General features: G+C 70.2%; 14 protein-coding genes, 1 tRNA gene and 1 pseudogene. 5 read left to right on the top strand and 11 right to left on the bottom strand.

The genetic code is table 11. The features are described 5' to 3' along the window. Positions 1-253: 253 nt before the first annotated feature. Complete coding sequence (locus CA983_RS24615) at positions 254-1981, top strand: sigma-54-dependent Fis family transcriptional regulator (RefSeq protein ID WP_244207090.1); 1728 nt, start codon at positions 254-256, stop codon at positions 1979-1981. 121 nt (positions 1982-2102) lie between these two features. Here CA983_RS24615 and CA983_RS24610 read toward each other — a convergent pair. Beyond that, positions 2103-2187 (bottom strand) — tRNA-Leu (locus tag CA983_RS24610). 180 nt (positions 2188-2367) lie between these two features. Between CA983_RS24610 and CA983_RS24605 the strand changes: the two genes are divergently transcribed. After that, positions 2368-2793, top strand: a complete 426-nt coding sequence (locus tag CA983_RS24605; RefSeq protein ID WP_059418469.1) for a PAS domain S-box protein — start codon at positions 2368-2370, stop codon at positions 2791-2793. 64 nt (positions 2794-2857) lie between these two features. On the opposite strand, the gene frc (CA983_RS24600) is transcribed toward CA983_RS24605, so the two are convergent. Both frc (CA983_RS24600) and oxc read right to left on the bottom strand, forming a co-directional pair. After that, positions 2858-4114, bottom strand: a complete 1257-nt coding sequence (gene frc, locus CA983_RS24600) for a formyl-CoA transferase (RefSeq protein ID WP_086603054.1) — start codon at positions 4112-4114, stop codon at positions 2858-2860. Positions 4115-4173: 59 nt separating this feature from the next. Beyond that, positions 4174-5922, bottom strand: coding sequence for an oxalyl-CoA decarboxylase (gene oxc / locus CA983_RS24595; protein ID WP_086603053.1), 1749 nt, complete (start codon positions 5920-5922; stop codon positions 4174-4176). Positions 5923-6178: 256 nt separating this feature from the next. On the opposite strand from oxc, the gene CA983_RS24590 reads away from it, so the two are divergent. Next, positions 6179-7759, top strand: coding sequence for a FadD7 family fatty acid--CoA ligase (locus CA983_RS24590; protein ID WP_086603052.1), 1581 nt, complete (start codon positions 6179-6181; stop codon positions 7757-7759). Between the two features lie 9 nt (positions 7760-7768). Here the strand turns inward: CA983_RS24590 and CA983_RS24585 are convergent, their stop codons facing one another. The 5 genes from CA983_RS24585 to CA983_RS24565 all read right to left on the bottom strand — a co-directional run bounded on the left by CA983_RS24585 (position 7769) and on the right by CA983_RS24565 (position 13944). After that, positions 7769-8707 carry a LysR family transcriptional regulator gene (locus CA983_RS24585; RefSeq protein ID WP_086603051.1) on the bottom strand — a complete coding sequence of 313 codons (939 nt, stop codon included), beginning with the start codon at positions 8705-8707 and terminating at the stop codon, positions 7769-7771. A 135-nt stretch (positions 8708-8842) separates the two neighbouring features. Next, a complete protein-coding gene (locus CA983_RS24580) occupies positions 8843-9055 on the bottom strand; it encodes a formate dehydrogenase subunit delta (protein ID WP_244207089.1) in 213 nt (70 codons plus the stop codon). 1 nt (position 9056) lies between these two features. After that, positions 9057-11873 (bottom strand): formate dehydrogenase subunit alpha, encoded by a 2817-nt coding sequence (gene fdhF, locus CA983_RS24575; protein ID WP_086603050.1) that lies wholly within the window; start codon positions 11871-11873, stop codon positions 9057-9059. Continuing rightward, a complete protein-coding gene (locus tag CA983_RS24570; RefSeq protein WP_086603049.1) occupies positions 11870-13468 on the bottom strand; it encodes a formate dehydrogenase beta subunit in 1599 nt (532 codons plus the stop codon). The genes fdhF and CA983_RS24570 overlap by 4 nt, the downstream gene beginning before the upstream one ends. Further along, on the bottom strand, positions 13465-13944 hold the full coding sequence (locus CA983_RS24565; protein WP_086603056.1) for a formate dehydrogenase subunit gamma: 480 nt from the start codon (positions 13942-13944) through the stop codon (positions 13465-13467). The genes CA983_RS24570 and CA983_RS24565 overlap by 4 nt, the downstream gene beginning before the upstream one ends. 231 nt (positions 13945-14175) lie before the next feature. On the opposite strand from CA983_RS24565, the gene CA983_RS24560 reads away from it, so the two are divergent. Further along, the gene (locus tag CA983_RS24560; RefSeq protein ID WP_086603048.1) at positions 14176-14865 is read left to right on the top strand and encodes a GntR family transcriptional regulator; all 690 of its coding nucleotides are present in this window, start codon (positions 14176-14178) and stop codon (positions 14863-14865) included. A 19-nt stretch (positions 14866-14884) separates the two neighbouring features. On the opposite strand, the gene CA983_RS24555 is transcribed toward CA983_RS24560, so the two are convergent. Further along, complete coding sequence (locus tag CA983_RS24555) at positions 14885-15730, bottom strand: acyl-CoA dehydrogenase family protein (protein ID WP_086603047.1); 846 nt, start codon at positions 15728-15730, stop codon at positions 14885-14887. Between the two features lie 211 nt (positions 15731-15941). On the opposite strand from CA983_RS24555, the pseudogene CA983_RS49595 reads away from it, so the two are divergent. Further along, positions 15942-16454: pseudogene (locus tag CA983_RS49595) on the top strand (GntR family transcriptional regulator). Positions 16455-16474: 20 nt separating this feature from the next. On the opposite strand, the gene CA983_RS24545 reads toward CA983_RS49595, so the two are convergent. Both CA983_RS24545 and frc (CA983_RS24540) read right to left on the bottom strand, forming a co-directional pair. Beyond that, entirely contained in the window at positions 16475-17026 is a 552-nt protein-coding gene (locus CA983_RS24545; RefSeq protein ID WP_086603046.1) for a beta-class carbonic anhydrase, read from the bottom strand. 92 nt (positions 17027-17118) lie between these two features. After that, on the bottom strand, positions 17119-18234 hold a 1116-nt coding region (frc, locus tag CA983_RS24540), incomplete at its 5' end, for a formyl-CoA transferase (RefSeq protein ID WP_107500271.1).

Here is an 18234-nt window from a genome sequence, read left to right as displayed (position 1 = left end):
ACCGGGGGGAGGGGATACGGGGGCGGACATCGCGTCCATGATCATGGAGCGGTCCGGCCGGTCGCGGGTGTCTCATTACGAGACACYCGGTGGGTTCGTGAGGGGGCGCCGGGCGCGGCGGTTGCGGCCCGTTTGTTGCCCGTCGTGGCCTGTTGTTGTTCGTCGTGGCCAGTTGTTGTTCGTCGTGGCCAGTTGTTGTTCGTCGTGGCCAGTTGTTGTTCGTTCAACCGAACCCGCTACGGTGTTGCATGCCGTGACCACGACCGAGCCCTCCCCCGCAGCCACCACCCGGCCCTCGCTGCGTCTCGCCCGCGAGCGGTTCCTGTCGGGGTGTCCGCTGCCCGGCGGCGTTCCGGAGGAGGTCGTCGCGGCGTGGCGGCGAGCGCGGTTCTTCGGTGTGCCGCACGACTTGAAGGAGCCGGCCGTCGCTCCCTCGCGGCCGGTGGAGTCGGCGCTGCTCGATGCCGCCCGGCCGGTGCTCGACCGGATCGTCCCGGCCCTGGGCGCGGACCGGTCACTCCTCGTCCTGACCGACGAACGGCTGCGTGTGCTGTGGACGGCGGGGAGCGTCCCCGGGCTCGATCCGTGTCCCGTCCTGTCGGAGCAGGAGGTCGGCAACAACAGCGCGGCCCTCGCCCTGCGCAACCGGCGCCGGGCCGAGGTGCACGGGCCCGAACACTTCCTCGACCGGTGGCAGGACGTGTCCGCCGTGAGCGTCCCGGTGTTCGCCCCGGAGGGCGGCCGGGTCGCCGGCACCGTGACCGTCGCGTCCCCCGCGTCCCCCGCGTCGCGGCAGGGCACCGCGCGTTCGCCGCATCCGCAGGCGGCACTCGCCGAGGCCGCCGCCGCAGCGGTCGAGACGGAGCTGCGTGCGCGGGCGGGGCGGGCTGAGCGGGTACTGCTGGACGCGTATCTGCGGGCGGCGCGGGGCCAGGACCGGGCGGTCGCCGCGCTCGACGGCCGCAACCGCCTGATCAGCGGCGCGGCGCAGCGGCTGCTGACGCCCGAGGTGCTCGGGGCGCTCGAACGTACGGCGGTGACCGCGCGGCACACGGACGCGCCGGGCGATGCCGCACTACCCGAGGGCGCCGGATGTGCCGCGCGGATCACTCCGGTGCGCCAGGACAGAACGGTCGTCGGGATCGTGGCCGTCCTGGAGCCGCTGGGCGATCCCGGGCCGGCCGTGCCGCGACCGCCCGTCGCCCTGACCGGCTCCTCGGTCCCGTGGCGGTACGCCGTCGGACGCGCCGTCGAGCTGGCCCGCTCCCGGGAGCCGCTGCTGCTGGCCGGCGAGCGCGGAACGGGCAAGAACGCGCTGGCCAGGGAGCTGCTCGGCTCCCGCGTGGCACAGGTCGCCGACGCGGCGGAGGACACCGGCCTCGGCCGGGCCCTGTCCGCGTGGACGGCCGGCCGGCCCCTGCTGTTGCGCCACGCCGAGCGCCTGGCACAGCCCGGTGTGGCCGCCCTGAACTCCCTGCTCGACGCCCACCCGGACACCCGACTGCTGGTCACGTACACCCCCGGCGCGCTGGTCGGCCCGTGTCTGCAGCGCCTGCTGGACAAACTGTCCGCCCGTTCGGTCACCGTGCCCCCGCTGCGGGAGCGCACGGACGACATCGGGGAGTTGCTGCCGGCCCTCGCTCCGCGGCCGGTGCCGGGGCAGCCCCCGCTGACCTGGACGCTGGACGCCCTGCGCGCACTCGAGCTGTATCCGTGGCCGGGCAACGTCACCGAACTCGCCCATGTCGTCCGGGCGCTGGCGGAACACCGGCGGACCACGGGGCCGGTCCGCCGGGCGGAGCTGCCGGACGCCGTGCGGGAAGGACCCGCCGCCCGGCCCCTCAGCCCCATGGAACACGCCGAGCGCGCCGCGATCCTGGAGGCACTGCGCCGCCACGGCGGCAACAAGGCCCGTGCGGCGGCCGCCCTGGGAATCGGCCGGGCGACGCTGTACCGCAAGCTGCGGGGCTACCGGGACTGAGGGGTCCTTGCACTATGCCCGCCCGGGCCGCGTGGTCTGGCAACGCGGCGATGCTGAACACTTTGGGCGGGCAAACACTTTGTGCGGGCCGAGGAATCCTCGACCCGCACAAGGTGATCTGTGTCCGAGGGGGGACTTGAACCCCCACGCCCGATAAAGGGCACTAGCACCTCAAGCTAGCGCGTCTGCCATTCCGCCACCCGGACAAGGTGTCTGCCGTCTTGCCGGGAGTGCTCCCCGCGGCGACACGCACAACAATACCAAGCTTTCGGAGTGCCTTTCACCTGCGTTTCCGTCGCCCGGACGGCCTCACCGGGCGCTCGACGTATTCTGTATACGATTAATCTGTATACTGTCGTCACCAATGACTCCTGCTCGGAGGCGACATGGAAGATCTGGATTCCGCGGTGGTGCTGGGCATGGCGGCCCAGGCGCCCGACGGCATAGTGATCATTGACGGCGAAGGACTGATCCGCTACTGGAACCGGGGTGCGGAACGCATCTTCGGGTTCGCGGCGGATGACGTGGACGGCCGCAGTCTGGACGTCATCATCCCCGAGAAGCACCGCAAGCGTCACTGGGACGGCTTCCAGGAGGCCATGGACCGGGGGTCCAGCAAGTACGGGGAAGCGGACCTGCTGAACGTCCCCGCGCTGGCCGCGGACGGCCGCAAGCTGTCCATCGAGTTCAGCGTGGTGCTGCTGCCGGCCCCCGACGGCAGCACGTATTGCGGGGCGGTCATCCGGGACGTCACCGCGCGGCGCGAGCGGGAGCGGGAGCTGATGCGGCGGCGGGCCGAGGCGACGGTCTGAGCCTCGCCGACGACACGCGGAAGCGGCCGTGGCCTTCGGGCCACGGCCGCTTCCGTGTGAAGGGTCAGACGATGACGCCGCTCTCCTTCAGCCGGCCGATGGTCTCCTCGTCGTAGCCCAGCTCGACCAGGACCTCGGAGCTGTGCTCGCCCAGCAGCGGGGCACCGACGACCTCGGGCTTGAAGGAGGAGAACTTCACCGGGCTGCCGACGGTCAGGTAGGTGCCGCGGCCCTTCTGGTCGACCTCGACGACCGTGCCGCTCTTGCGCAGGTCCTCGTCGTAGGCGATCTCCTTCATGCTCATCACCGGGGCACAGGGCACCTCCCACTCACGCAGGATGTTGACCGCCTCGTACTTGGTCTTGTCCGCGAGCCACTTCTCGATCTCCTCGAAGATCTCGAAGATGTGGTTCTGGCGAGCGCGCGCGGTGGCGTACTCCGGGTCCTCGGCCCACTCGGGGTGGCCGATCGCCTCGGCGGTGCGCTTCCAGTTCTGCTCCTGGATGGTGAAGTAGATGTAGGCGTTCGGGTCGGTCTCCCAGCCCTTGCACTTGAGCACCCAGCCGGGCTGGCCGCCGCCACCCGCGTTGCCGCCGCGCGGCACCACGTCGGTGAACTCGCCGTTCGGGTACTGCGGGTACTCCTCCAGGTAGCCGACCCGCTCAAGGCGCTGCTGGTCGCGCAGCTTGACGCGGCAGAGGTTGAGCACGGCGTCCTGCATGGAGACGGACACCTTCTGGCCCTTGCCGGTCCTGTTCCGGTCGATGATCGCGGTGAGGATGCCGATCGCCAGGTGCATACCGGTGTTGGTGTCACCGATGGCGGCGCCGGAGATGGTCGGCGGGCCGTCCCAGAAGCCGGTGGTGGAGGCGGCGCCGCCCGCGCACTGGGCGACGTTCTCATAGACCTTGAGGTCGTTCCAGGACGACTGGTCGTTGAAGCCCTTGACCGAGCCGAAGATCAGGCGCGGGTTGAGCTCCTGGATGCGCTCCCAGGGGAAGCCCATGCGGTCCATCGCACCGGGGCCGAAGTTCTCCACCAGGACGTCGGCTTCCCTGATGAGCTTTTCCAGGACCTCCTTGCCCTCGGCGGTCTTGGTGTTGATGGCGAGGGAGCGCTTGTTGCTGTTGAGCATCGTGAAGTACAGCGCGTCGAGGTCCTCGATGTCCCGCAGCTGCTTGCGGGTCACATCGCCGCCGTTGGGACGCTCCACCTTCAGGACGTCGGCGCCGAACCAGGCGAGCATCTGCGTGCAGGCGGGACCGGCCTGGACCCCGGTGAAGTCGATCACCTTGATTCCGGCGAGCGGCTTTTCACTCATGTGTGCTTCCTTTTCGTGAACGTACGCGTACGGGGCGGGAGTTCGAGGTACGGAGAAGGTCACTTCTTCGCCGGCGTGATGTTGCCGACGGTGATGCCCTTGGGGTTGAGGTGCGCGATGTGGCCGCTCTCGGTGCCGGCCGAGGGGTCGATCACGCAGTCGATGAGCGCCGGGCCGCCCGAGGCCAGGGCCTCGGTGAGGGCGGCGGTGACCTCGGCAGGCGTGGTGGCGCGGTAGCCCTTGCCGCCGAACGCCTCGATCAGCAGGTCGTGGCGGGCCGCCGACATGAGCGTCGTGGGCGCGGGGGCGTCGTCGTACGGGTTGGTGTCGTCACCCCGGTAGACACCGCCGTTGTTCATGATCACGGTGACCACGGGGAGCTTGTAGCGGCAGATCGTCTCGATCTCGATGCCGCTGAACCCGAAGGCGCTGTCGCCCTCGATGGCCACGACCGGGGCACCGCTCTCGACGGCGGCGGCGATGGCGTAGCCCATGCCGATGCCCATGACGCCCCAGGTGCCGCTGTCGAGACGGTGACGGGGGACGTGCATGTCGATGACGTTGCGCGCGATGTCCAGGGCGTTGGCGCCCTCGTTGACGATGTACGTCTCCGGGTGCTGGTGCACGACGTCGCGTACGGCCTTCAGGGCGCCCATGAACTGCATGGGGTGCGGGTCGGCCTCCAGTCGCTTGGCCATCTTGGCGACGTTCTGCGCCGAGCGCTCCCCGAGCTCGTCCCGCCAGGCCGAAGGGGCCTGGATCTGGCCGGGCTTGGTGCGTTCGGCGAGCGCGTCGAGCACCGACTCGATGTCACCGACGAGCGGTGCGGAGATGGGCTGGTTGCTGTCCATCTCCTTGGGGTCGATGTCGATCTGGATGAACTTGGCATCGGGGTTCCACCCCGTCTGGCCATGATTGAGCAACCAGTTGAGGCGGGCTCCGACGAGCATCACCACGTCGGCCTTCTTCAGCGCCATGGAACGGGCGGTGGCCGCCGACTGCGGGTGGTTGTCGGGCAGCAGGCCCTTCGCCATCGACATCGGTACGTACGGGATGCCGGTGGACTCGATGAACTCCCGTACTTTGGTGTCCGCTTGGGCATACGCGGCGCCCTTGCCGAGCACCACCAGCGGGCGCTCGGCGGAGGCCAGCAGCTCGATCGCCCGGTCCACCGCCTCCGGCGCCGGCAGCTGGCGCGGGGCGGGGTCGACGAGACGGCTGAGGGTCTTGTCGCCCTCCGCCTTGGGCATGATGGCGCCGAGCACCGCGGCGGGGATGTCGAGATAGACACCGCCGGGGCGCCCGGAGATCGCGGTGCGCAGGGCGCGGGCGATGCCGCGGCCGATGTCCTCGACGCGGCTGACCCGGTAGGCGGCCTTCACGAAGGGCTGCGCGGCGGCGAGCTGGTCCATCTCCTCGTAGTCGCCCTGTTTGAGGTCGACGAGGTGGCGCTCGCTGGAGCCGGAGATCTGGACCATGGGGAAGCAGTTGGTGGTCGCGTTCGCCAGCGCGACCAGACCGTTGAGGAAGCCCGGTGCCGACACCGTCAGGGCCACGCCCGGCTTCTTGTTGAGGTAGCCGGCGATGGCCGCCGCGTGCCCGGCGTTGCTCTCGTGCCGGAAGCCGATGTAGCGGATGCCCTGCGCCTGAGCGAGGCGGGCCAGGTCGGTGATCGGGATGCCGACCACCCCGTAGATGGTGTCGACGTCGTTCATTTTGAGTGCGTCGACGACCAGGTGGTACCCGTCGGTGAGCTCGGTCGGAACGTCGGCTGTTGCCGCGGTCTCCAGTGTCGAGGGGGCGGTCATGGTCCGAGGTCCTCCTTGGGCAGGTCCTGCCGGAGCGGCTACTCCTCTCACCATCCGCAGGGCGTCCGTCCGCGTCCAAGACCCTTCGGCGACCAGCCGATAAACAGCATCTATCGAGGGCTCGTGGAGGCCTCGCCAGCTCCCTTGATAGACGGCCGCTATCGGCCGTTCGCCAGTACGTATTGGACGCGCGCCGCAGGCCACCGCAGGCTCGCAGAGAACTTCTTCATCGAACCTGGCGCGAGGGGGTGGGGTCATGGCCGTTCCGGCCGCGGCGTCCGTGCGCGATGCGACCCGGTACCGGCCTCCGAGCGTCACGGGTCTCGTCGACCTCATCGACCGGCAGGTGCGTGAACGCCCGTACGCCCGGGCGCTGGTCACCGGGGACCGGGTGCACCTGTCCTACCGGGGCCTCAGTGTCCTGGCCGATGACGTGGCCGCCCGCCTCGGCGGCACCGGCCTGCGCCGCGGTGAGGCGATCGGTCTGGCCGCCGCCAACACCGCCGAGTTCGTGGTCGCGTTGCTCGGTGCGGCACGGGCCGGTCTGGTGGTCGCCCCGTTGGATCCGACGCTGCCTCGGTCCCAACTCGCGGCGCGCGTAGAGGCGTTGGGAACACGGGCCGTTCTTCTGGGAGCACCGGCCGCGACCGGAGTCCCGCTGCCTGCCCCGGTGTGGCCGCTGCGGGTGAACGTCTCCCGGGCCGGCACGGCGGCGGTCGAGCTCGCGCCCGACTCACACATCGCGCCATATGTCCGCGGTGCGGCAGGTGAGTTGTCGGAGAACGACACTCTCGTCCTGTGCACCGCCGGCACCAGCGGCCGGGCGAAGATGGTGCCGCTCACCCACGCCAACGTGGCCGCATCCGTCCGGTCCCTCTGCGCCGCATACGAGTTGGGCCCCGATGACGCGACGGTCGCGGTGATGCCGTTCTTCCACGGCCACGGGCTGTTCGCGGCGCTGCTGGCGTCCCTGGCCAGCGGGGGCTGCGTCCTGCTGCCCGAGCGGGGACGGTTCTCGGCGGGCACGTTCTGGGACGACATGCGTGCCGTGGCCGCCACCTGGTTCACCGCGGCCCCGGCCATCCACGAGATCCTCCTGGACCGGTCGGAGCGGGAGTACCCGGGCCCGCAGGCACCGCCCCTGAAGTTCGTCCGCAGCGGCAGCGCCCCCCTCAACTCGGCGACACAGCGGGCGCTGGAGCGCACGTTGGGCGTGCCTCTGCTGTCCGCGTACGGGATGACCGAGTCCTCGCACCAGGCGTCCAGCGAACCGCTGCCCGGGCGGGGGCCGCTGAAGCACGGTTCGGTGGGACGGCCGACCGGGGTCGAGATCCGGATCGTCGACCGGAACGGGCGTGCGTGCCCGGTGGGCGTCGAGGGCGAGGTGTGGGTGCACGGTCCCACCGTCGCTCGCGGCTATCTCGGCGACCGGGAGGAAACGTCGTACACCTTCGTCGACGGGTGGCTGCGCACCGGTGATCTGGGAACGCTGGACGCGGACGGGTATCTGTCGCTGACCGGGCGGATCAAGAACCTGATCAACCGTGGCGGCGAGAAGATCTCGCCTGAGCATGTCGAGGACATCCTCGCCGGCTGCCCGGGTGTCGCCGAGGTGGCCGTGTTCGCCGTGCCCGACGAGGTGTACGGGCAGCGGGTGGGCGCCGCGGTGGTGGTGCGCGAGGGCGAGACCGTCGAGCGCGAGGAGATCCTGCGGTACGGCCGTGACCGGCTGGCCGCGTTCGAGGTGCCCGACCGGATCGAGCTGGTCGCCGCTCTGCCGTACACCGCCAAGGGGGCTCTGGACCGGAAGGCCGTCCAGACCCGGTACGCGCCGTGACGGGGGCGTTCAGGGGGTGAGCACGCGGTGTTCGGCCGGGAGCGGCCGGGCGAAGAATGCGTCCAGGGACAGGCCCGTCGCCGCGTTGACGAACGCCCGGGCGGCGACCGAGCCGGGGGTGGCGGCGTGGATCGCCACCGAGACCTGGGCGCCGGCCTCCGGTTCCACCAGGGGCAGCGCCCTCGTACGGCCGATCACGGGCATCGCGCGCAGCCACGTGTGCGGCACGATGCTGGCCCACCCGCCGCCGCCGACATGTGCGTAGAGGGAGGCGATCGAGTCCGTCTCCACCTGGGGGGTCACCACGAACCCCTTCTCCGCGAACACGGTGTCGACGATCTGGCGGATCCGCATGTCGGGGGTCAGCAGCGCGAGCGGCAGCTGGGCCGCGTCCGCCCAGGTCACGGTGGCGGACTGGGCCACCGGCTGGTCCTCCGACACGAGCAGCATGTACCGCTCCTGGTACAGGGGGACGACCTGCAAACCTTCTTGGTCGACCGGGTCGAAGTGGGCGATGGCCACGTCCAGTTCGTAGTCGCGCAGCTGGCGGTGGAGTTCCTTCGTCGACAGCCGGGAGCGGACCTGCACCTTGGCGAGCGGGTGCGCCGCGCAGAACGCGGCCACGGGTAGCGCCAGGGTCGTGGACGCCGTGGGGTCCGTGCCGAGCCGCAGCGTCCCGGTGATGCCGGACTGCACGGCGGCCACCTCGGCCTTGAAGGCGTCCTGTTCGGCGAGGATCCGCTTGGCCCAGACGACGAGCCGTTCGCCCTCCGGGGTGAGGCCCTGGTAGTTGTGCCCGCGGTTGATGAGCGTGACGTTCAGCTCCCGCTCCAGTTTGGCGATCGCCGCCGAGAGCGCGGGCTGGGAGACGTAGCAGGACTCCGCCGCGCGGGCGAAGTGCCGTTCCCTCGCCACTGCCACGAAGTACTCCAGCTGCCGGAACAGCATGAACGACTCCTCCCTGTCCGGGGCCGCGTCAACCTGCTCCATACTGTATGCAGTATGGCGGAATGTACAGGGGTGGCGACCGGGTTGATCTACCCGCATGCCCGGATCGCCACCCTCGCATCGCCGGTGCGCGGGTCAGCGCAGGAGCTTCACCGCGGCCACCACCAGCGGGTCCAGCCCGTCCGCCCCGGCGTCGACGAACTCGTGGAGCCTGGCGCGCATCCGCGGGTCCCAGAACCTGCCGATGTGTCCGGCGATCGCCTCGGCGGCCTCCTCCCCCGGCAGGTGTCCGAGGTTCCTCGCGATGTCGTTCGCCATCCTGAGTTCCGACGGCACGGTCGCTGTCATCTCAGTCCACCGCCGTCACGAGGTCGTTCCCGGTGACGTCCGTGTCGGTGTGCCGGTCGGGGCGCGCGAGCGCGACCTGTACGGCGGTCACCTTGTACTCCGGGCAGTTGGTCGCCCAGTCGGAGTTCTCCGTGGTCACCACGTTGGCGCCGGTGACGGGATGGTGGAACGTGGTGTACACGACCCCCGTCGGCATGCGGTCGGAGATCTCCGCGCGCAGGGTCGTCTGCCCGACGCGGCTGGCCAGGGTGACCATGTCGCCGTCGTTGATGCCGCGGACCTCGGCGTCGTGCGGGTGCAGTTCCAGCACGTCCTCCGGATGCCAGGCGACGTTGCCGGTACGGCGGGTCTGCGCGCCGACGTTGTACTGGCTGAGGATGCGGCCCGTGGTGAGGACCAGCGGGAAGCGCCGGGTGCTGCGCTCGGCCGTGGGCACGTAGGCGGTGACCACGAACTTGCCCTTGCCACGGACGAATTCGTCCACGTGCATGATGGGCGTGCCCTCCGGCGCCTGCTCGTTGCACGGCCACTGGACGCTGCCCAGCTTGTCCAGCAGCTCGAAGGAGACCCCCGTGAACGTCGGTGTGACCGAGGCGATCTCGTCCATGATCCGGCTCGGATGGTCGTACGCCATCGGGTAGCCCATGGCGGTGGCGATCTCGCTGACGATCTGCCACTCGTGCTTGCCCGTCTTCGGCTTCATCACCGCGCGCACCCGGTTGATCCGGCGTTCGGCGTTGGTGAAGGTGCCGTCCTTCTCCAGGAAGGAGGCCCCGGGCAGGAAGACGTGCGCGAACTTGGCGGTCTCGTTGAGGAACAGGTCCTGGACCACGACGAGTTCCATAGCCTCGAGCGCGGCGGTGACGTGCTGGAGGTTGGGGTCGGACTGGGCGATGTCCTCGCCGTGCACGAAGAGGCCCTTGAAGGTGCCGTCGATCGCGGCGTCGAACATGTTCGGGATGCGAAGTCCCGGCTCGGCCAGGAGAGTTCCGCCCCAGAGGTTCTCGAAGACCGTGCGGACGGCGTCGTCGGAGACGTGCCGGTAGCCGGGCAGCTCGTGCGGGAACGAGCCCATGTCGCAGGAGCCCTGCACGTTGTTCTGGCCGCGCAACGGGTTCACGCCGACGCCGTCCCGGCCGATGTTGCCGCACGCCATCGCGAGGTTGGCCATCCCCATGACCATCGTCGAACCCTGGCTGTGCTCGGTGACGCCGAGGCCGTAGTAGATGGCCCCGTTGGGCGCCTCGGCGTACAGCCGTGCGGCAGCCCGGAGTTCCCTGGCCGGTACGCCGGTGATCTCCTCGACCGCCTCCGGGCTGTTCTCCGGGCGGGCGATGAACTCGGCCCACTCGTCGAAGCCTTCGCACCGCTGGTCCACGAAGGACCGGTCGACGAGGCCCTCGGTGACGACCACGTGCGCCATGGCGTTGACGACGGCGACGTTGGTGCTGGGCCTGAGCTGGAGGTGGTGCTGCGCCTCGATGTGCGGCGAGCGCACCAGGTCGATACGGCGGGGGTCCACGACGATGAGCTTGGCGCCCTCGCGCAGCCGGCGCTTCATGCGGGACGCGAACACCGGGTGCCCGTCGGTGGGGTTGGCGCCGATGACCATGATGACGTCTGACTGCGCGACCGAGCGGAAGTCCTGGGTGCCGGCCGACTCGCCGAAGGTCTGCTTGAGTCCGTATCCCGTCGGGGAGTGGCAGACCCGGGCGCAGGTGTCGACGTTGTTGTTGCCGAAGGCCGCACGCACCATCTTCTGTACGACGTAGACCTCTTCGTTGGTGCAGCGCGAGGAGGTGATGGCGCCGACCGCGCTCGAACCGTACTGGTCCTGGATCTCGCGCATACGGCGGGCGACCGTGCCGATCGCCTCGTCCCACTCGACCTCGCGCCAGGGGTCGGTGATCCTGTCGCGGACCATGGGCTTGAGTTGCCGGTCGGGGTGGGTGGCGTAGCCGAAGGCGAAGCGGCCCTTCACGCAGGAGTGGCCCTCGTTCGCGCCGCCGTCCTTGTAGGGCACCATGCGCACCAGCTCGTCGCCGCGCAGCTCGGCCTTGAAGGAGCAGCCCACACCGCAGTACGCGCAGGTAGTGACAACCGACCTGGTGGGCATGCCGAGTTCGACGACCGAGCGCTCCTGGAGCGTCGACGTCGGGCAGGCCTGGACGCAGGCCCCGCAGGAGACGCACTCGGAGTCCATGAAGGTCTCTCCGGCGCCCGGCGAGACCTTGGAGTCAAAGCCGCGGCCCTCGATGGTGAGCGCGAAGGTGCCCTGCACCTCACCGCAGGCGCGTACACAGCGGGAGCAGGCGATGCACTTGGAGGGGTCGAAGTCGAAGTAGGGGTTGGACGTGTCCTTCTCGGCATCGAGATGGTTCTCCCCCTCGTAGCCGTAGCGGACCTGCCTCAACCCCACCACGCCGGCCATGTCCTGCAGTTCGCAGTCGCCGTTGGCCGGGCAGGTGAGGCAGTCGAGCGGGTGGTCGGAGATGTAGAGCTCCATGACGCCCTGGCGGAGCTTTGCCACCTTCGGCGTCTGGGTGCTCACCTTCATGCCGTCGGCGCACGGCGTGGTGCAGGACGCCGGGGTGCCGCGCCGGCCGTCGATCTCCACCACACACAGGCGGCAGGAGCCGAAGGCCTCCAGGCTGTCGGTGGCGCACAACTTAGGTATGTCGACACCGGCCTGTGCGGCGGCGCGCATCACAGAGGTTCCCTCCGGGACGGCGACCGGCATGCCGTCGATCTCCACCGACACCGTCGCCGGGCCGGGCCGCTCGGGGGTTCCGAAATCGGGTTCCTTGAGCAGGCTCATGCCGTGCCCTCCGTCGCTCGTACGGGGTGGATCTCCAGCAGCCGACGGCCGCCGAGGAAGTCGTCGGGGAAGTGAGCGAGGGCGCTGCGGACGGGCATCGGGGTCAGCCCGCCCATCGCGCACAACGAGCCTTCGGTCATCAGGTCGCACAGGTCTTCCAGCAAGGCCAGGTTCTCGTCCCGGTGCGTGCCGGCCACGATCTTGTCGATCACCTCGACGCCCCGCACCGAACCGACCCGGCAGGGTGTGCACTTGCCGCAGGACTCCTCGGCACAGAACTCCATCGCGAAGCGGGCCTGGGCGGCCATGTCGACGGTGTCGTCGAAGACGACGATGCCGCCGTGCCCGAGCATCGCGCCGGCCTCGGCGAACGCCTCGTAGTCCATCGGCAGGTCGAACAGGGACGTCGGCAGATAGGCGCCGAGCGGGCCACCGACCTGCACCGTGCGGACCGGGCGTCCGGTGTGGGTCCCGCCGCCGTACTCCTCGACGAGTTCGCGCAGGGTGATGCCGAAGGCGGTCTCCACGATGCCGCCGCGGGCGATGTTGCCGCCGAGCTGGAAGACCTGGGTGCCGCGCGAGCGGCCGACGCCGAGGTCCTGGTAGGCCTTCGCGCCGTGGGCCAGGACCATGGGCACGGTGGTCAGGGTGAGGACGTTGTTCACCACGGTCGGTTTGCCGAACAGGCCCTCGATCGCGGGGATCGGTGGTTTCGCGCGGACCATGCCCCGCTTGCCCTCCAGGCTCTCCAGCATGGAGGTCTCCTCGCCGCAGATGTACGCGCCGGCGCCGACGCGGACGTGCAGGTCGAAGTCGAGCGAAGAGCCGAGGACGCCCTTGCCGAGCCAGCCGTGCTCGCGCGCGATACCGATCGCCCGGCGCATCGTGGCCACGGCGTCGGGGTATTCGGAGCGGATGTAGACATAGCCCTCACGCGCCCCGACCGCGTGTGCGGCGATGGTCATGCCTTCGATGAGCAGGAACGGGTCGCCCTCCATGACCATGCGGTCGGCGAAGGTGCCGCTGTCTCCCTCGTCGGCGTTGCAGCAGACGAACTTCAGCTCGTCGGCGCAGTCGAGCACCGTCTTCCACTTGATGCCGGCCGGGAATCCGGCGCCGCCTCGGCCGCGCAGTCCGGAGGCGGTGACCTCGGCGACGACGTCGGCGGGGGCCAGCTCCAACGCGGCCCGTAGCCCGGCGAGGCCGCCGTGCGCGACGTAGTCCTCCGTCGACAGGGGGTCGGTGACCCCGACCCTGGCGAAGGTGACGCGGTTCTGGCGGGCGAGCCACGGCAGTTCGTCCACGATGCCGAGCCGCAGCGGATGGTCCGCCCCGTCGAGCATGCCGGCTGCGAGGAGTCCCGCCACGTCCTCGGGGGCCACCGGGCCGTAGCCGACGCGTCCTTGCGGGGTCACGACCTCGACGAGCGGCTCCAGCCAGAGCATGCCGCGCGATCCGTTGCGCACGACGTCGATGGCGAAGTCCCCGCGGGCGGCGTCTTGGAGCGCCTGGGCGACCTCGTCCGCGCCGACGGACCTGGCCGCCGAGTCGCGGGGAACGTAGACCGTGGCCGCGGAGTGCGAGGAGTTGTTCATGAGGAGACCGTCCCGTTGAGGATCGAGCCCAGTCGGGCGGGGCCGACTCGTCCGTACAGCCGGCCGTTCGCCTCCACCGACGGGCCGAGGGCACAGTTGCCGAGACAGAAGACCTGCTCGACGGTGACCGAGCCGTCGGCCGTCGTCTCCCCCAGGGTCAGTCCGGACTCACGGGCGTGGCGCACCAGGCTGTCGGCGCCCAGGGCCTGGCAGGCCTCGGCGCGGCAGATGCGCACGGTGGTGCGTCCCGCGGGCTCGCGGCGGAAGTCGTGGTAGAAGGTCACCACCCCGTGGACGTCCGCCCGGGAGAGGTTGAGCTCCTCGGCGAGCACCGGAATCGCCTCCTGCGGCACATGCCCCAACTCGGCCTGGACGGCGTGCAGTACGGGCAGCAGCGCGCCGCGCTGGTCCCGGTGACGGGCCACCACCCCCCGGACCACGCTCTCGACCGACACATCACTCCCGCTGGTCGTCATGATCGCTTCGCCTTCCGTCACACGGGTCCCCGGCGAGGGTTGCAGGAGACCGAGCATACTCCATACAGGCTTCTGTATACAGAACTCAATCGCAGAGATCGCGGGACCGCCAGAGGTGCGGCCGGTTGCATACAAAAACCTGTATGCTGACGCCGTCGTCGGCAACCCTTTCGACCGCATCCACTTGGCAAAGCCGCCGTCCTGCGGGCCCGGCGGCAGAACGGGACAACCATGCGCGAGGCACTCACGGCCGCAGCCTCCCGGCGCGTCACCCGCCCGGCACCGCTGCGTCAGGCCGTGTACGACGCCCTGGCCGAACTGATCATCAGCGGCTCCCTCACGCCCGGCCAGCACCTGGTCGAGGCCGAACTCGCCGAACACCTCGGCGTCAGCCGACAGCCGGTCCGCGAGGCCCTCCAACGACTGCAGACCGCCGGCTGGGTCGACCTGCGGCCCGCCCAGGGCGCCTTCGTCCACTCCCCCACCGAGGACGAGGCCGCCCAACTCCTCGGCGTCCGCGCCGTACTGGAGACCTACTCGGCCCAACTCGCCGCACAGAACGCCGAGCCCGAGGACGTCGAGCGCCTCTGGGAGCTCCAGCAGGACGGCGTCGAGGCGCTCGCCGAGGGCGATGTCAAACGCCTGGTCGCGGCCAACACCGCCCTGCACGACTTCATCACCTCCGTGGCCGGCAACGCCGTACTGGCCGAACTGATCGGCCAGGTGGGCCAGAAGGTGCGCTGGTACTACACGCCCATCGCCAAGCCCCGCGGCAAGGAGGCCTGGAACGAGCACAGCCGGCTCATCGAGGCCATCGCCAAGGGCGACGCGGACCGGGCGGGTGAGATCATGCGCAGCCACACCGAGCGCACGACCGACTTCTACCGCCGGCAGCTCCCCGCCGGGACGAGTCAGGACTGACATCTCCGGCGCGGGCGGTTCAGGACGAGGCGAGCGACTCGGCGGGGCGGCGAGCGACGTCGTGGGACATGTCGACGGCCGGGGGACGCAGGCCCTCGGCACCGGCGGCGGCTCGCAGTTCGAGCAGCCACGGCAGCACTGTGCGCAGCACGGTGTCGAGCCCGCCGCCGTCCCCGCCGAGCATCGCGTCGGCGGGAACCAGAACCGGGTCGGCGAACACCGTGGACGTCGCGCTGCCGCGCGGCCCGGCACCCCCGGCCCGGGCCGGGACGAACAGGTTCGGGGCGTGCGCCGGAACCAGCCAGAGGCTCATCCCGGCCGGCACGACGAGCGGCCGCGAGGACCAGACGTAACTGTCGGCCTCGCCCGCCGCGACCACCTGGTGCTTACGGGCCCGCAGCGCAACCACGTCACCGGTGCGGGCGGCGACGGAGCGGGGCACGAGGAGCTGGCCCTCCAGCCCCTGTCCGCCGACGCCGCCCGCCGGCTCCACCCCCTCGACGTCCCTCTCCGCCGCCTCCGCCGCCTCGGCGAGGGCAAGGCTGCTGAGGTGCCGCCCGGCGGCGATCTCGCCGCGCACCCAGGGGCTGCCGTGCGACTCGATGACGGCGACCGCCGTGTAGTGGGACTGGAGCACGGCCGCCGTCGCCGGACAGACGCGCGCGGTCCGGGCCACCACCTCCACGGCTTCCGGCAGCCCCCGTCCACCACCACCGAACTCGGCGGAGACGGTGAGCCCCAGCAGTCCGGCGCGACCGAGGGCCGTCACGGAAGCGCGGGGAAACCTGCCCTCGCCGCCGGTCACGTCGGCGGAGGGTTCGATGACACTGGTCAGGACTTCTGAGAGAGCGGTGCGGTACGACACGGGGTGACCCCCTCGGGAGCGACTGCTGGTCCACCGTCGAGCGACGATTGCATACAGTATTCTGCATTCGTTAGCAGGGCGCCAGAGGCGAGTCCGGGTGGCTTTCGAAAGTCCGCAAGGCCGGCCCGAACGGTCGTGTCTATTGCATACTGAACTCAGTATCTCGTAGCCGAGGTGCGGCCTCAGCAGTCGAACGAGGGAGAGAGGGCCCATGCCCGACACACCCACCGTGGCCGCCCGCAGCCGGATCACGCGGCCCGCCCCACTGCGCCAGGCGGTCTACGACGCCCTCACCGAACTGATCGTCGACGGCTCACTGAAACCCGGACAGCATCTCGTCGAGGCCGAACTCGCCGCAGAACTCGGCGTGAGCCGCCAGCCGATCCGCGAAGCGCTGCAACGGCTGCACACCGCGGGCTGGGTCGACCTGCGCCCCTCCCAGGGCGCCTGAGGCCAACGCCGCCCTGCACGGGCACATCACCGGGCTCTCCGCAACGCGGTCCTCGCCGAACTCATCCCCCAGGTCGACCGACGTGTGCGCTGGTACTACATGCCCATCGCCACACCGCGCGGCAAGGACGCCTGGAACGAGCACGCCCGAATCATCGAGGCCATCGGCGAAGGCGCCCCCGACCGCGCCGAGGAGCTCATGCGCCGGCACACCCGGAACACCACCGACTTCTACTGCCGGCAGATCGCCGCGGTGGCCGGCCGGAGCGTCTGAACACTCCGGCCGGGAGGAGTTCAGGACTGCGGGTCGATCTCCCGCAGCAGCCCGGTGGTCACGTCGAAGACGAAGCCCCGTACGTCGTCGGTGTGCGGCAGGAACGGCGAGGTCCGCACCCGCTGCATCGACTGCCGTACGTCCTGGTCGACGTCCCGGAACGCCTCCACCGCCCAGGCCGGACGCTGGCCGACCTCCATCTCCAGCTCGTGCCGGAAGTCCTCGGTCAGGGTCTGCAGGCCGCAGCCGGTGTGGTGGATGAGGATGACGCTACGGGTGCCGAGCGCCCGCTGACTGATCGTCAGGGAGCGGATCGTGTCGTCGGTGACCACCCCGCCGGCGTTACGGACCGTGTGACAGTCGCCGAGTTCCAGGCCCAGTGCGGCGTGCAGGTCGATACGGGCGTCCATACAGGCCACGACGGCCACCCGCAGGACCGGCCGGGCCCCCATACCCGGGTCGACGAATCCGGCGGCATAAGCGCGGTTGGCTTCCACGAGCCGGTCGATGACCGTACCGGCGCAGGGGGCACCGCTGGCGGGCTGGGCGGTACGGGGTGCTGATGTCGACATGCTGGGCTACCTCACTCCGGTCGGGTTCGGACGGGACCGTCCCGGGCGGTGCGGTCCGCAGCGCGCCCGGGACGGAGTGGAAGCGGTGTCGGTCAGATCACTCCCTGCGTCTTCAGGAGCCTCAACTCTTCGTGGGCGAGGCCGAGTTCGCCGACGAGGATTTCTTCGGTGTGCTGGCCGAGGAGGGGTGGGGTGGTGATGTCGACGGGGGAGTCGGAGAGTTTCAGCGGGTTGCCCACGGTGGTGAAGGGGCCGCGTTCGGGGTGGTCCACCTCGACGATCATGTCGTTGTCCGCGAGAGAGCGGTCTTCGATGATTTCGCGGGTGGACAGGATGGGTCCGCAGGGGATGTTGTGGCTGTTGAGTCGTTCGAGGACCTCCCATTTGGGCAGGGTGGAGGTCCATTCCTCGATCAGCTGGAACATCTTGGCGAGTTTGGGCAGCCGGGCTTCGGGGGTGGCCCACTCGGGGTCCTGGGCGAGTTCGGGCCGGCCGATGAGAGCGGTGAGCGGGGGCCAGCCGACGGGCTGGACGATGACGTAGACGTAGTCGTTGGGCCCGCCCGGCGCGCACCTGACCGCCCAGCCGGGCTGGCCGCCGCCGGAGGCGTTGCCCGAACGCGGGACCTCGTCGGTGAAGTCGTCGTTGGGGTATTCCGCCAGCGGGCCGTGGGCCAGGCGCTGCTGGTCGCGCAGCTTGACCCGGCACAGGTTGAGCACCGCGTGCTGCATGGCCACGTTCACCCGCTGGCCGCGCCCGGTGCGCTCCCGCTGGAAGAGGGCGGCGAGGATCCCGGCGACGGCGTGGACGCCGGTGCCGGAGTCACCGATCTGCGCGCCGGTCGCCATCGGCGGCCCGTCCTGGAACCCGGTGGTCGCCATCGACCCGCCCATCGCCTGCGCCACCACCTCGTACGCCTTGAAGCCGGTGTACGGGCCTTCACCGAAACCCTTGATGGAGGCGTACACGATCCGAGGGTTGATCTGCCTGATCCGCTCCCAGGTGAAACCCATCCGGTCCACCGCACCCGGCGCGAAGTTCTCCACCAGCACATCCGACCGCTCGATCAACGCGGTCAGGATCTCCTTGCCCCGCTCGGTCTTGGTGTTCAGCGTGACACTGCGCTTGTTGCAGTTGAGCATCGTGAAGTACAGCGAGTCCACATCAGGCACATCCCGCAACTGCCCGCGCGTGATGTCCCCGCCCGG

The organism is Streptomyces swartbergensis (genome assembly GCF_002148965.1).
Classification (GTDB): Bacteria; Actinomycetota; Actinomycetes; order Streptomycetales; family Streptomycetaceae; genus Streptomyces; species Streptomyces swartbergensis.
The sequence above is the reverse complement of the archived record's forward strand: the minus strand, read 5'-3'. Positions and strand labels throughout refer to the sequence as shown.